Origin of the sequence: uncultured Legionella sp. (assembly GCF_937871865.1) — a bacterium.
Classification (GTDB): Bacteria; Pseudomonadota; Gammaproteobacteria; order Legionellales; family Legionellaceae; genus Legionella.
This window is the reverse complement of sequence record NZ_CALMPD010000304.1, coordinates 1-15,677: the sequence shown is the minus strand read 5'-3', so window position 1 is coordinate 15,677 and position 15,677 is coordinate 1. Positions and strand designations below refer to the sequence as shown.

Sequence of the window (15,677 nt, the reverse complement as noted above, 5' to 3'; positions counted from 1 at the left end):
AGCTTTTTCAGAGCCATTGCTAATAATCAATTTATCGTGTGTTGGCTATATGTCGGAGGCGACTTTACCACTATTGACGGCCAAGTGCGTAATCGCCTTGCAGCCATCGAGGCCAGTAGCGGTGCACTAACCACCTGGAACCCCAACGTCGATGGCTCTGTATACACCCTTGCTGCCAGTGGCAGCACCGTATATGTCGGAGGCGGCTTTATCACCATTGGCAGCCAAACGCGTAATAACATTGCAGCCATCGATGCCAGTAGCGGTACACCAAACGCCTGGAACCCCTCTCCCAGCAACTTAGTATCAAAACTTGCTGTCAGTGGCAGCACCGTGTATGTCGGAGGCAATTTTGCTATATTTGATGATTTGCGTTCGTCATTTTTTGCTATCAGCCCCATGGATTTAACCCCCTAACAGGGAGTCGTCATACCCGCCCTGGATGCAAGAATCATCTGGGGCTATCATGGCGCAGATGTGCTATAACTCCGGCCATTGATAAAATCGGTAACTTCTTTAGTGTAATAGACTTCATCCTTCTCTTCATCAAGCACATAAAAATGGCAATTAGTACGTCGGTACATATTTTCTTCTTGAGCCCACTACCTTCAAGGCACAAACTCCGTGGAAGTTTTGCATTAGCCATATTTAACACAGCATAAATAGTACCTGTTGCTTTCGATTGCTTTAAAGAAACATCTCCCCAATCCCCCTCGCTCACACGAACATGGCCAGAGAAATCTGCTTGGCTTGCACTCCAACGTTGATGATTTTTTCTTGCTTGTTTGTCATACTCCCTTAAAACGTCTTTAGGAATTCATTCGGTGTTAGGAGTAATCAAAGAGCCTCCTCCTTCTTCTATTAGATTTTTAGGCATAATTAATACTCCTTGCCTTCTTATAATACAACGTTGAATTTAATGGCCGCAATGGCATCATCATGCACACATTCACTAACATGTATACATGACGATGCATTCCTAATACAATTGACTTTGCGAGTAAATTTTATGAAAGTGACTTTAATCTGGAGAACTCTGGCATGATGGCTTTGTATTATGAAATTTGATGATAAAAATAATATTGTTGAGGTTTGTCTTTTTGAAAGCTTTTTAGCTAAATATTTTATTGATAATAGTGACATTTTTAATCCTCTTTTAGACAGAATTGCAACAGCTATTGAATCGTTTATAACGAAGCATGAGAATAATGAGAAATTTGACCGATTATATTTCACTATTTTTTCTTCCATGATCGAATATAAGCTGCAGGATTTTAATGCAGTAAAAGCTTCTCGGTGTTTAATTACCTGGGATACCTTTTTAAAATATTTTATGGAGCTACTCATCAATGAAGAACGATTTATTTCTTCAGAACATCCTGCAAGTTTTTTTAAGAAAAAGGCCCCAAGTCTTAGTGAAATGCGAGCAAAGATGCGCCCCCAATACCTCTTCTCGGAAGAGCATCGAGGAGTGAAAGAACTGAAGAGTAGCTGTCGTTATAAAAGCCATAATATGGGCATTTTATCGATTAGCGATACACCTCCTGAATTGATTAATTTATTAAAATTTAAAAATACCTCGAGCAGAGGGTTTTATGAAGCAAATGAAGAAAGTAATACGGCGAATTGGCTGCGCGAACATTATTTGCCTGTTATTAGTGGCGTATCGGGAGGGATTGGTTTAACTGTTGCAGGATTAACATCCTTGATGTCTTTATCATCCCGGGACTACCAGCTTTTAGGCTTATTAGTAGCTTCATCAACTATTGCTTTAGGCCATCATTCCTTTTTTGAAGTATTAAAGCCTTTAAGTTTTATTAATGGGGACTTGGAAGAGAAAGATACTTTATTAGAATTTTATGAACAAGTCATTCCTGAAGACATTAAAATGTTGGAATCTTATAAAACGCATATGAGTGGTACTCATGGTGCTGTTTTACTTGAAGAATGTGATTTTGAATACGATTTGAGTGAGGACGATTCTATATCCCTTTCTTCACTTTCTTTTTCGCCTCCTTAGCGGACTTAAGGTTATAGAGGGACAGGATCAATTTAACTATTGATAACGTAAAGAAAGAGTACTTGTTCAATTTTAGGCCCTAAGAATCTCAGTCTCAGCGGAAATTCCAAATTTCGTTGGATTTTTGAAATTGGATTTTACGTTGATGAACTGAGTTGGTGTGTATCGACCGTAAGGAGCTCCCTGGTTTTCCCTATGAGCGTTATGCGACCACATTCAATTCTCACTCAAGGCCAGTTAATCAGAACCCCAATAGTCATTGAGAACAATTGAATCAATTTTGTTTCGACAAAACTTCGCAAATGACTTAAAATCAATCAACAACGTTTATTTTCTAGCATACACCCTCGTTACAAGGAGCACTTATGGAAGGAAAGTGTGACAAAACAATTCCTCAAGAAGATCATCCGATATCGAGAGCACCTAATCTCACTTGGCTTTTATTTAACGACTTATACATCAATCCACTCTTTTTTAAACGCGGTCTTCTGCTAGTGTCACCAACACCGATTAGTGACGAGCGAGTTTCAAACGAACAAGAACGTTTTGTGATCAAAGAACGAGAGTTTATTTTTCATTTACCCAATACCCCCTCCTCGCCCAAACCAGACTCTCGATCTTTTAAAAAGGCCTATGCGTTAATGTCCTCCTTAGTCACTTTTGCAGCAACGCATAAGGTGTCCATTAATCCATTAGCTGAAAAACCAGTCGCTCTTTTTAACACCCGACGACGAGATGAAGTATTTTTACCCCTGTCATTTGGCGATACATCAGAACACGCCCTTTATCTCTACCCGTGGACAACTAAAGCAAACTCGTCTCCTTTCTCAGGTTTTAGTCAATTTGTAACTGCTGGCTGTATGTTTGGAGCAAGCTTGCAAGCAATTACCCATGAAGGCGAAACACTGGAGTTGATTAATCATCAAATACGCCTTAGCCCAGGACAAGTAATCATTTCTCTTCATTACGATGACAGTACAGTCAACCCATTTGAGCACGTACTTTTTAGTGAGTTTGAAAAAAGTTGTCTCATAATAAAAGCATGTGCGAAAAATAATGAAGCAAAACGATTGCTCTATCATCTACCTTCTCAAGATTATATGTTATTTGGTATTGAGCTTTTTGTTCGCCATCAAATGACCTATGACGCTTTGGATGCATTCATTAAAGCTGTACTCGCCAAACAAGAATTTTATAAGATATACCTTGGCGGGTTGTGTCATCAACACGGGATAGAGGTTATCTTTCAATCACCGTTTGACAATCTATTTGCTGTGCTCGATGGTGAAAAACCTACCGAATCACTGCTTGCGCAATTAAAAATAAATACCAGTTCTATAAAAATGGGAGAACAACTAGAAGAGGAGCTGGTGTCCTCTTTTGTGTCACAACTCAAGACTAACGAAATCAATATAGAACAACGCACCATTTGGCAAGACTTCCTAAGCCTAGAAGGGGAAGAACATACACCAAAAACAATTGAAGACTTATTCAAAATAGCTAATGCTGTGATGGTGGCCATAGCGGCTAAAGGCAAAGCTGATTATGAAACCTGCTCTCTTCTTCCCTTATCTGAAAAACAAATTCAACTGCACTATTCAGGATATAGTGATAAATCATCTAAACTCCTTCCTGACGAAAAAAATATTTATCCTCCAACCGTAAATCTTACAACCTTTGATCCGGTTATCACCTATTCCCCTACAACCAATGGACTTTTATTTTATTTTGCGAGCAATCTTAAAACATTATCCACCTTATTGGTGGATACAAAAATCACCAGTCATGCGTCAAGAAATATAGGTATTTTCACCAATAAGCATAAAAATGAAGTCACAGAACCAGATAACGTGCCACGTCCAGATTCTATAGACATCCAAGAAGTGGCCTCTGAAACAAAAAAACTATAAACGTACTAAAGTTAGGATACTCACTATAAAAAAGATAGCCTAATGAAATACCAAAGATACAACACCACACCCAATTCGTTACTGGAACAATTAGATCGCCTCTTAGATATTGGTTATAAACACGACTTAAGTATCGAAACACTGCTGGAACACATTGTTCATTATTATGAAACCATTATCGGGTGCATGCCAGGAAATGTGTATTGGCTCGATAAACACGGTAAAACGGTCGGGTGCAATAAAAACGTGTTGACGATGTTTGGTTTAGATTCCATTACGCAGTTCAAGGGTTTAAGTTTTGAGGAGATGGGGCAAATTGGGCATTGGACGGACACCGCCATACAATCATTTAAAAAAGACACTCTAGACGTCCTTCATACTGGAACCTCAAAACTGAATGTAGAAGAACCTCCAATTCCTCATCATGATGGCCGAATCATCTACTTCTTAACTCATCGAGTACCGTTATTTGATAACAAAAAAAATATTATTGGCGTGGTTGGTATTTCTTTAGATATCACGGAGCGCAAACAATTAGAACTAGAGTTAAAAAGCGCAAAAGAACGCGCAGAAGCGGCCAATAATGCAAAAACCGAGTTTTTAACCAACATGCGCCATGACATCCGCACTCCCCTGTCTGGAATTGTAGGTTTTTCAGAACTTTTAAAATCCGAATCAACAGAAGCTCGTATTAAAGAATATGCGGACAATCTCATCACATCAAGCCATGCACTACTCAGTTTAATGGACGAGGTTCTTGAAGCAGTAAGAGTAAGCTCTGGTGAAATCCCCATGCTGAAACGTAAATTCAGCTTGATGCAGACGTTCGAACAGGTCATTGACTTAAATCAGGCAAGAGCTCATGAAAAAAAGCTGAACCTCTCCCTTACAATGGATACCAAACTTCCCCGCTTTGTGATTGGAGATAAAATCAGAGTTCACCGAATCGCTCTTGAATTAATTGGTAATGCACTTAACTTCACCGATAATGGCCATGTAGCTAGCTAAAAAAGCAGATCGCCAACTAGTCATTAAATTGACCGTGACTGATTCTGGTATGGGTATTCCCAAAGACAAACAACAGGAAATTTATCTGCAATTTAAACGCCTGATTCCCTCCTACCAGGGGATTTATAAAGGAACAGGGCTAGGGCTTTATGTGGTAAAGCAATTTGTAGATGAACTGGAAGGTGAAATTTACGTTAAAAGCGAACTTCATAAAGGAACCTGCTTCACCTGCCTTATTCCGTTGCAGGAGCCGCTTCTCGATGACGACTCAGGAGTTGATGAGAATGAACATTTAAAATCAGAAACAGCTTATATGGCTCCTAAAAAACACCAACAATCTAAAGTTTCATCCATCTCAGTACCACAAAATAAAGCAACGGTTTTGGTTGTGGAAGATAATTATATTGCCCAAACTGTGGCTAAAGCATTATTAACCCAATTATCCTGTACGGTTGATATTGCACCAAATGGTATTGATGCGCTAGAGCTATGTAAAAAAAACCACTACGATCTGATTTTTATGGATATAGGCTTAGGAGAAGACATGGATGGGTATGAGGTCACCCGTCGTATTAGGATGTCTTCCACAGAACTAAAAAACACACCTATTATAGCCCTTACTGCACACGGCAGTGATGAGAACAGACAGCGTTGCGTTGAATCTGGGATGGATGCGGTATTAACTAAGCCACTGACCCAGGCTCATGCCATAGACATACTTAAATCATTTATTCCCACACGGTATAAAGCACCAACAGTAGCATCCACTACAGCAAGAAAAGACTTACCCAATAATGATGGTGAGATGTTTCAATTAACCCAGTTCCCTATCTTAAACAGTGAGGAAGCATTAAAAAACTGCGGGACTCTGGAGATGTTAACCGAATTATTAACCTTAATGTCTCAGGAACTACCCACTGATTTGGAATGCATGAAAAAGGCCTTCAACGCCCATGATTACTCACTGGTTGAAAAAACTGCCCACAAAATTAAAGGAGGAGCAGTTTATGTAGGAACAACCCGTATGAAATACGCCTGTCAGTATGTTGAGCGCTATTGGAAAAGTGGGCAACGTGATTTATTTGATGCGCTCTATCATCAGGCAGTAAGTACTATTGAAGAAACCATTACCTACATCGATGGTTGGCTGCATGCACCTTAAACAGTACCAATTTCTATGCTTGATTCCGTTCAAATTCAAAAGCAACAGTTTATTTTTCCTTAACGAGCGTGGAGAACCGGTTTTGATATGAGCTGAAACCGCATTTTGCTCCGCTAAAGAGCTACCACTCGTATCGTTGGTCACACTGACTCAATCACTAGTTCCCGAAGAGTTACCATAAACGTCTATTTTTTTCGATTAACATGATTCCATTTTTATCTTATTTGATTTAATCGATTTCTTTCTTCCTGGGCAGTTAGGTATGCCTCCTTGCAAGTTAGAGTAACGTTCAAACCTGAAGCACTGTCGAGATGTTTTCCTATCAGCTCACCGATTTCGCTAGATACATTTAATTGTCGGAACATACCTATACATGCACCTCTTGTATAAGCTTTTTGGCCTGGCGAATTATGTTTTACTAATAATCGCACTTTTTCATACGTATTTTTGAAAATTTCTTTTTCAGGAAAAGAAGCTTGTATCCACTTTACCCCCCCCTTATCTTTAACGATTTTTTCAAAAAAGTCTGGTTGCCTTATCAGTTGATATAGTTTTTCTTTATAATTAGGAAAAGACTTCACAACTATTGAAAAACTTAATGGATAATTAATCATTTGGTCAATATTATCATATAATAGGTTAAAGAACTGACTTTCACATTCAGGATAGGTTTTATTTAATAAAGGTAATGTAAATCCGTTTCCTATGAAATGAACAAATACTTTGGGCTCCATAATTCGCTCAAGTACTTTTTGTTTTTGTATAGGTAAAGTCGCAATTAATTTAAGGATGCTGGTAATTTCGCGAACATGTAGATTTAAAAACGGATCATTTTCCAAAGAACGTAATAAAAGCAAATTTAATTCAAGTCGGGTAATGGTTCTTGATTTCTTTTTGAGTTGCATAATGGCATTCCTTAAAAAAGGATGAATTGTACACGAATTGCCTATTTTTTAGATAAAGTATTAAAAAAGATCTACCCTGAAGACCGCAAACTCTTGCTGTTTGAAGTCCAGCAAAGATACGTGTTCAGAAAGACGAAAAGGATAGATGGAAATGCGCTTTGATGTTTTATCTACTTAAAGTTCAATTAAAACGTCGAATGTCGCCCCCATTTCAATAGAATAAAATTAAAACAGTAGTATTAGCACTAGTCTTTGGATAAGCTAAATGAACGGTGTTCCGTAAATCACATGATGGTCATATAAATACTGAGCAAAATTTTGGAAAAGCAACAAAATATTTTTTATGCTGTTGCTACAATAATTTACATAATAACAGAGGGATTAATGATGCAGGAAGCAAAGGATAAAACACAGTTAAAATCGAAAAGGTCAACTCGATCAACAGAGCCTGAACTGCAATTTTTTTACCCGCCTCTAGGCCTTGCCGGAATAGCAAGTGCCTTTGCGTTTTTTTTAAAGACAACAGAAACACAATCTTCGAAAGTAGAAATAAGCTCCGATGATGAAATTGAGCTGAAAAATATTATAGTGCCATCCACTAAGTTTTAAGTCATGAAAGAAACCTACTTGAAGTCCAATGGTGCTCAACACCATTGGCTCTCATATTCCTTCTATTAACCGAGCAGCTTTCCGCAACGCCATAAATGACATTATCATATTATTTATCATCCATTACTTGAGCTCTAATAATTTAAAATGATTCAAAGAAACACACTGGACAATTCATTATCATCCGGTGTACATACGGGATTTATACTAAAATTAAGAGCCTATTCACAGAGATATCCACAGAAAATGTGGATAAATAATTGTGTTGCAGCAAACAATAAAAAGAAAATAAGGCAGGTGCAGCAAGGATCAGTTAAACTATTAGTTTTAAATTCAAGGAAAGCAATCAAGATGGGAGGGAAAAATATCCACAAGCAAAGAATAAAATATTTGGATTTTAGCAACGTATAGTAGCAACAAAAAAATTTAAAAAACAGTCTTGACTGGCACGATTTTTGAAAAATACTAAATTAAAATAAAGTGTTTTGATCACCTTTGAAAATTAACTGGCAAGATGAAATTAATCAAGTCACTCTGTTCGGACAAATAACCCCAAATAATGCTCTGGAAAATTTTATATTTGTTCCTGAATATGAGAAACAATACAATTCAGATGCAAGCAAAATGCGCATATCAAACAACTCTTTTACCCGCCGGTTTCGCACTGATTTTTGCCGGGGTAAGATTATTTGTGATTCGAGAGACAGCCTTATCTACCTTGCGTTGTAACATGATTTCAACCATTACCGTTTCGTTTGGATGAATAATTTTATGCATGTCAGCAAGTGAGGAATGAAAATCAAGCAATCGGTAATAGGCTAGAGCCTGATCGCTCGCTTCGGGATATGCCCTGATGCGAAATCCCAGATTCCCTTGCATTTGAGGAGTATTGAGTCCTTCATCCATGACATCGTAATCTAGAAAATAGCTAAGCTTCCCGCGATTACGCACATTTCGCTGACGATCGACAAAGAAACCATTAGGAAGTGCATCCTCACTGTATTTAGGTCCAGCAGTGAGATAAAGATCATAATCAACCAGATGATTGCCTCGATCATCAATAAGTCGAAAAACAATCATAGAGTAACGGTTAGTAATGTACTCGCGCTTAAAGATAAGCGTCTTCACCGCCTCTGTATGCTCTAGTTCCTGAGTTTCTTTAGTAAGCTTATCCAACTCTTTTGATAATGTATTATAAGCTTTACGATGTGTTACCTGCAGACATCTCAAAACCCATATTGCCGTTGGATGAGTAGCTGCATTGCTCATAGTAATACTGCGTATGATTCCAAAGTTTTTACCTGAATGCGAGCAGCCTGGAAGAACACCAAACGCCATAGGCTGTGTCCGCAACATTTTGGAGGTAACTAGACTTTCACCGTTAGTTCCTTCCTGATGCAACTTCAATAAACTGTAATTCATATTTGCAGCTGCTACACGCACCACACCATCCGAACCGGCTTCGCCAGTGTATGAGTTAATTGCATCATAAAGCTGGCGATCAATTTTCTGGCCGGTAAGTACAAAAGGATAAATACCATTTGCCGTACAATCGTAATCAAGCCAGCTTTCATTAAGTTGCCAGCTCAAATCGCTTCCCAGTTCAAGCCAATCAAGTACCTGCTGTCCCGGTTCAACGCCTTCAAAAAAGCTCTTCATACGCCCTAAACGGGATTTTCCTAATTGGGCCAAAGCAGAGCCATGGTTCGCTGGCGCCAGCATAATAAGATGACTCAATGGACATTTAGAAAGATTATTCTTAAAAAACAAATCCATCCATTTTCGGACAACTGGTCCACCTGTGGAATGAGTGATACAAGCAAAACGCTCCCCTTCTTGTAACTTATCAGCAATTTCATCTCGTACTGCCTCATCAAAGGCACGTGCTATGTCATCAATCGTTACAGTATCGTCAAAACTGATATAGCGCCCAAGATAGATAGCGCCCACTTGAATATCCAGGGTTCCATCTTTGCCTTGACGTTCAAGCCATAGAGGAAGCTCACCATAAGTGTTGGTATGAGTGACACTCCAGCCATGGACAAAGATAACAATCATAACTATCCTTAAATTATTGATGTTAAACAGGATTGTTGAGTAAATAGATGATATTAAATTATTGAATCACATGATAGCGATACAAAAGGTATCATTTGAATAAGTTGCAGAATTGTTCCTGTTTCAGTACAGCGAACTAAGATGTAATTACAAAAGTATTTATAATGGCAAGAACGTTTTATCTATCTTCTTTAAATAAACATCAAACCGAACAGTCTTTCCTTCTACACTCATATCAGCAGCTAATAATGAAGGTATTTTTTGTGGCCATTTTACAACGACTCGTTGCTTAACCCGGCTAACGGCTAATTTAATTAAATCCAGGGCATCATTATCAGGTCCAATCATCTGCTGTAATGCCTGCATGTCCTTTTTTACCAAGGCAGATTTCGTGCGTTGTGGATGCATGGGGTCGATGTAAATCACATCAGGATAATCCGGTTCAACAAGGTTTGTTAAAATCGAGTGAGCATCCCCTGGTTGAATGGATAAATTTAATTTTTGTCTGTCCATTTCACTTTGATGAACCAAGGCGTCAGATAATAACGCGGCCATTACAGGATTGCGTTCCAGCATCAATACCTCGGCACCAAAGCTGGCTAAAATGGCAGCATCACGTCCCCATCCTGCTGTTGCATCTAAAATTTTCATTCCTTTAGCTGGCTTACAAGCGCGAACTAACCCTTGTTGTTTCCCTTCTGCTCGCCTTTTATTCCAATGTGCCGCACTAAAGTCAGCATATAATAACGAAAAGCCCGGTATTTTCAGCCCTAGTTTTGTTGCTGTGATAAAAAGACAGGCTGCAGCATCTTTATCCAGCGTAAATGCTAGCTGTTCAGCTAAAACTCGGGCCGAATCCAAAAGATCATCACTCTCATAACCCACCGTAACTATAGAACTCATAAGGGCAACAACAAATGATTGACATATTCTGTCAGAGAATTAAAAACAGGAATATCAGGATGTGCTTTCAAGCCAAGAAGCTCCGTCATTGAAGATATCACCATGACAGGGCTTGCCCCTGCAGCATAAGCGGCTTTAATATCTGAAATTCGATCGCCAACGAAAGGAACATTCTTTAATGAGCAATTAAATTGCTTAGCTATCGCAAGTAACATACCTGGGTTGGGTTTACGGCAATAGCAGCGCTCTGAAGGAAGATGAATACAATATTCAATGGCATCAATACTCCCACCAACAGCTTGAACAGAATCAACCATTTTTTGATGTATAGCTCTCAAGACCTCTTCTGTATAAAGACCGCGAGACACCCCAGATTGATTGGTTGCTACAGCAACTGTATAACCTGAGGCAGTTAAACGCGCGATTGATTCAGCACTACCAGGAATTAAGATAAATTCATCTACGCTCTTAATATAACTTAAAGAGTCTTTATTAATAATACCGTCACGATCCAATACAATTAAACGTGTCATAATATTTGTAATATGGAAATATCCGCAACACCCTGTAATAAAGCTTGTAAACGTGATAGCAACGCTAAACGGTTGTTCTTTATAGTCACGTCATCAACCATCACCATCACATGATCAAAAAATGCATCTATTGGCTCTTTCAAACTGGCAAGCTGTTTTAATAATAGACCATAATTTGCATCAATATATAAACTTTCTATTGATGAAGTCATGCTGTTGATATGAGTATATAAAGCCTTTTCGGGCCCCTCCTCCAGCAGACTCTCATTTAGCTCGACTAACGACTCAGGTGCGTGAGCTAAAATATTATTAACTCTCTTGCATGCTGCAGAAAGAGAAGCGGCTTCAGGCATAGATATAAATGATTTCAACGCATTCAATCTTAAATCCAGATCATACAACCACTCATCCTGGCGTGCTCTTACGGCCTGTACCAAGTCACCACTTACTCCGCTACTTTGATAATATGATTGTAGCCGTTCAAGAATAAACATTTTTAGCTCAAGCATTAATGCGGGATCAATGGATAACGACGTACCATACTGTACAACAGCTTCCTGAATTAAAGTGGTTATATTAAGTGGCGCGGAAGTAGCAATTAATAATCGCACCACAGCCAATGCATGTCGACGTAATTTAAACGGGTCTTTAACTCCAGAGGGTTTTTGTCCAATAGCAAAAATACCCACCAATGTATCAATTCTATCGGCTAATGACAGAGCGATACCTAAATCGGTCTCAGGTAGTTGATCAGCCGCAAAACGAGGCATGTATTGCTCATTTAAGGCTTGCGCTACAGCAGGCGTTTCACCATCATTCAGTGCATAATAATACCCCATTAAGCCTTGTAATTCAGGAAATTCACCAACCATGCCAGTCATCAGATCACATTTGCTTAAAACTGCTGCCCGCTCTGCATCATTTGATGACAAATTCAAAGCCTGACTTAAATACTGCATCAACGCTTTTACGCGCAGCACTTTATCCTGCAGGCTACCAAGTTTTACCTGAAAAACAACCCGAGCCGTTGCAGGTATATGCTCACTTAATGAATGTTTTTTATCTTGTCTAAAAAAGAATGCAGCATCGCTCAAACGCGCGCGCATTACTTTCTCATTACCTGCAATAACTTGTGATGGATTAGAGCTGGCAATATTAGCAACAGTAATAAAATGAGGTAATAATTTACCGTCTTTATCCTTTAAAGCAAAACACTTTTGGTGTGATTGCATCGAAGCAATTAACGCTTCTGAAGGCACATCAAGAAATTCTTTTTCAAAGTTGGCAATTAATGCCTGAGGCCACTCGACTATAGAGGTGACTTCATCGATAAGTTCTGCTGGCATAATTACCGTTGCTTGTAATGGTTGTGCCAGTTGTAACACCTGTTCCTGAATCTTAGTCTGTCTTGCTGCAAAATCGGCTATAACAAAAGCATTATGTAATTGAGCCTCATAGTGTCTGGCTGAGGTAATAGCAATTTCATGAGGAGCGTGGAATCGGTGACCTCTGGAGTTGCGCCCTGTTTTTACTCCCAGAATCTCTGCATCAATTACTTCATCACCTAAAAGCATAACAGCCCAATGCACGGGGCGAGCAAACTCTTCATCACCATTTCCCCAACGCATTGGTTTGGCAATCGGTAACGCAGCAAGCGCCTGAGCAACCAAAGAAGGAATAAGATCCTTTGTTTTAGAACCAGTGCTTTGCGTTTCACAAACCATCCAGTCACCTTTATCAGTCTGGATGCGCATCAAAGATTCTACTGCAACCCCACAGGACTTAGCGAAGCCAAGAAGTGCTGGAGTAGGTTTTCCATCCTTATCAAAAGCAGCAAGTGCCGCAGGACCTTTACGAGTTACAGTCTGACTGGCCTGCTCGGTTTGCAAATCACAAATGACTATAGCCAGGCGTCTTGGGGTAGCAAATCGTTTTACCTCACCATAACTTAATTGTGCCTTATCTAAAGCCGCCAATAAAAAATTAGCAAATTCATTAGCCAAAGGCCAGACTGCAGCGGAAGGAAGTTCTTCACAGCCTAATTCAAAAATAAAATCATTGACCATCACACACCTTTTGCATAGGGAAGCCTAAAGCTTCGCGCGCTTGATAATAAGCCTGAGCTACGGCTCTTGACAATTGTCTTACTCGCAGAATAAAACGTTGTCGTTCAGTAACAGAAATTGCCTTTCGTGCATCAAGCAAATTAAATGAATGAGAAGCTTTCATTACCATCTCATAAGCAGGAAGCGGTAATTGTAACGCTATCAGTTTTTCTGCTTCACGTTCATAGTAATCAAATTGCTTGAATAGTTCCTCAACATTGGCATGCTCGAAATTGTATGCCGACATTTCCACTTCATTTTGATGAAATACATCGCCATAAGTGACAATGCCATTAGCATTTTTACACCAAGGCAAATCAAATAAATTATCAACACCTAAAACAAACATTGAAATTCGTTCCAAGCCATAAGTTAATTCACCAGTAACTGGTTTACAGGCAAGTCCACCGACTTGTTGAAAATAAGTAAATTGTGATACTTCCATTCCATTTTGCCATACTTCCCAACCTAATCCCCACGCCCCTAGGGTAGGCGACTCCCAGTTATCTTCAACAAAACGGATATCATCGAGTAAAGGATCCACACCTAATGCCCGTAAAGAATCAAGGTATTTATCCTGAATATCTAAAGGAGAGGGCTTGAGTACTACCTGAAATTGGTAATAATGTTGAACTCGGTTCGGATTTTCGCCATAACGGCCATCTGTAGGTCTTCTGGATGGCTGCACATAAGCTGCCGACCATGGCTCAGGGCCAATTGCTCTTAAAAAAGTAGCAGGATGAAAGGTACCTGCGCCAACTTCCATATCCAAAGGCTGCAATAAAACACAACCTTGTGCAGCCCAGTATTGCTGCAGTGTTAATATGATTTCTTGAAATGTAGTTGGTTTTGTCATGAAAGTCTCAAATAATCGATTACGAGGTTTTATAATAGTTTACACATTTAGATCGCAATAAAGGATCTCTTGTAACCTCTCAATAAATTGTGGCAAAACTACTGTACCGAATTAAAGTGACTTGACCACGGTAATTCGGAAGAAGGAAAAATCCCTGGATTATTGAGATATTACAATCTTCTGCTTGTATCATTATGGAACTATATAGAATTTTATATAGTTCCATATAGCATTCCCCTCTAAGTTCATGGCACTTTTATTCGGCTTCAGTGATGTACTGATGTACATTCTTTGCCTCAGCCTAGTCGAACGTATAACGGGTAACGCCTATTAACTTCTAATGTTCTTTTAATCCAGATTACTCTCTGGATTGTTTGCACGTTCCTACTCTACTAATATTTCGCTGATTTGAGCCAAAATGTGCACATTGAAATGCCTGGTCATTTTGGTCAAATTAGCAGAAATGTCAATAGATCTAGTTTCCAGCTGCCTTCTTGATTAATTCTCTTAATGAATCTTCGCTCGCAGCACCAGGAATAAATGAAGGTTCAGTGCCCGCTTTAAACTTACCATCTGGAGTAGAAGCAACAATAAATGCAGGAGTACCCATCAAATGAAGTTTTTCAGCCAGTTGACGATTAGCTTCCAAAATATCAGTTACTTCCTTGCTGTCCATATCTTTTTTAAGTTTGTCCATGTTTAAACCTACTGACTTGGCAGCATCCATTACTGATTGTTCGTCCAAACGTTTTTCAATTTTTAGCAACGCTTCATGCATTTGCAGGTATTTACCTTGCATGCCAGCAGCCAATGCTGCTTTTGAAGCCATCTCGGAGCTCTTGCCAAATATAGGAAACTCTTTGTAAATCACTCTTAAATCACTGTCTTTTTTAATCAGGCTATCCAATGTTGGTGACATTTTTTTGCAATGAATGCATTGGTAATCAAAAAATTCAACAATTGTTACAGAACCTTTTGGATTGCCTACAGTCGTCAATTTACCTTGAAACAGTTGATCTGCATTTTCTAAAATAGCAGACTGAGCTTGCTGTTGCATGTTCTGTTGCTGTTTTGCCTGCAATGCCTGCGAAGCTTCTAATAATACTTCAGGATTGCTTAACAGATAATCATGTACTACTTTTTCAATTTCTTTTTTCTGAGCATCAGTCATAGGGGTAGTGTCAGTATCAGCGGCCATAGCCATAGGTGATACCAGAGAGGTTGCTAATGCTCCTGCAGTTAATAAATTTGTAAATTTCACACAATTCCCCTTATAAATGGTTAACCAATAATTTAAGTTAATTTCGGCAGTTCAGCGAAGCTCCCATCGCTACCGCCCTGAATTTTAATTGAATTCAGTATCTTTAACCAGAGGCACCCTAGCATCGACTTGAGAAAAATTCAATAAACTTTTCTTGTAATTAGCAAGGACAATTCACATTTTACTAGTTTGAGCCCAAATGGGTTATTTATGAGCACCTAAAAGAAACATAGGTGCAACATAAACTTCGGCGCGCAAAAAAAACCATTGATTCTTTTAAAAAGGAGAAAACTCATCAATAACAATCAAATTGGCGTAAGCTAAAACCAACCATTTAACCCCATGCT

The 15,677-nt window shown here is 39.0% G+C and carries 13 protein-coding genes; 6 read left to right on the top strand and 7 right to left on the bottom strand.

The genetic code is table 11. The features are described from left to right. The 5 genes from Q0495_RS16545 to Q0495_RS16525 all read left to right on the top strand — a co-directional run. Positions 1-417, top strand: a 417-nt coding sequence (locus Q0495_RS16545) for a hypothetical protein (RefSeq protein ID WP_298628378.1), incomplete at its 5' end; no start/stop codon positions are given. A gap of 640 nt (positions 418-1,057) precedes the next feature. Further along, positions 1,058-2,020 (top strand): hypothetical protein, encoded by a 963-nt coding sequence (locus Q0495_RS16540; RefSeq protein ID WP_298628377.1) that lies wholly within the window; start codon positions 1,058-1,060, stop codon positions 2,018-2,020. Between the two features lie 365 nt (positions 2,021-2,385). Further along, positions 2,386-3,930, top strand: a complete 1,545-nt coding sequence (locus Q0495_RS16535; protein WP_298628376.1) for a hypothetical protein — start codon at positions 2,386-2,388, stop codon at positions 3,928-3,930. A gap of 42 nt (positions 3,931-3,972) precedes the next feature. Continuing rightward, the gene (locus Q0495_RS16530) at positions 3,973-4,938 is read left to right on the top strand and encodes a histidine kinase dimerization/phospho-acceptor domain-containing protein (protein WP_298628374.1); all 966 of its coding nucleotides are present in this window, start codon (positions 3,973-3,975) and stop codon (positions 4,936-4,938) included. Positions 4,939-4,972: 34 nt separating this feature from the next. Beyond that, entirely contained in the window at positions 4,973-6,100 is a 1,128-nt protein-coding gene (locus Q0495_RS16525; protein ID WP_298628372.1) for a response regulator, read from the top strand. 215 nt (positions 6,101-6,315) lie between these two features. Here Q0495_RS16525 and Q0495_RS16520 read toward each other — a convergent pair whose 3' ends face one another. Beyond that, a complete protein-coding gene (locus Q0495_RS16520) occupies positions 6,316-7,005 on the bottom strand; it encodes a hypothetical protein (RefSeq protein WP_298628370.1) in 690 nt (229 codons plus the stop codon). A 318-nt stretch (positions 7,006-7,323) separates the two neighbouring features. On the opposite strand from Q0495_RS16520, the gene Q0495_RS16515 reads away from it, so the two are divergent. Then, positions 7,324-7,614: a hypothetical protein gene (locus tag Q0495_RS16515; protein ID WP_298628367.1), complete on the top strand. Its 291-nt coding sequence runs from the start codon at positions 7,324-7,326 to the stop codon at positions 7,612-7,614. A 633-nt stretch (positions 7,615-8,247) separates the two neighbouring features. Here the strand turns inward: Q0495_RS16515 and plaB are convergent. From plaB to Q0495_RS16485, 6 genes are all read right to left on the bottom strand, one after another. Beyond that, positions 8,248-9,672: a phospholipase PlaB gene (gene plaB / locus Q0495_RS16510; protein ID WP_298628365.1), complete on the bottom strand. Its 1,425-nt coding sequence runs from the start codon at positions 9,670-9,672 to the stop codon at positions 8,248-8,250. 159 nt (positions 9,673-9,831) lie between these two features. Next, positions 9,832-10,575: a class I SAM-dependent methyltransferase gene (locus tag Q0495_RS16505; RefSeq protein WP_298628362.1), complete on the bottom strand. Its 744-nt coding sequence runs from the start codon at positions 10,573-10,575 to the stop codon at positions 9,832-9,834. Then, positions 10,572-11,108: a D-glycero-beta-D-manno-heptose 1,7-bisphosphate 7-phosphatase gene (gene gmhB / locus Q0495_RS16500; protein ID WP_298628360.1), complete on the bottom strand. Its 537-nt coding sequence runs from the start codon at positions 11,106-11,108 to the stop codon at positions 10,572-10,574. Before gmhB ends, Q0495_RS16505 begins: the two co-directional genes overlap by 4 nt. Beyond that, on the bottom strand, positions 11,105-13,174 hold the full coding sequence (glyS, locus tag Q0495_RS16495) for a glycine--tRNA ligase subunit beta (protein ID WP_298628359.1): 2,070 nt from the start codon (positions 13,172-13,174) through the stop codon (positions 11,105-11,107). Before glyS ends, gmhB begins: the two co-directional genes overlap by 4 nt. Beyond that, positions 13,164-14,069 carry a glycine--tRNA ligase subunit alpha gene (glyQ, locus tag Q0495_RS16490; protein WP_298628357.1) on the bottom strand — a complete coding sequence of 302 codons (906 nt, stop codon included), beginning with the start codon at positions 14,067-14,069 and terminating at the stop codon, positions 13,164-13,166. The genes glyS and glyQ overlap by 11 nt, the downstream gene beginning before the upstream one ends. Positions 14,070-14,544: 475 nt before the next feature. Beyond that, positions 14,545-15,330 (bottom strand): DsbA family protein, encoded by a 786-nt coding sequence (locus Q0495_RS16485; RefSeq protein WP_298628355.1) that lies wholly within the window; start codon positions 15,328-15,330, stop codon positions 14,545-14,547. Positions 15,331-15,677 lie beyond the last annotated feature (347 nt).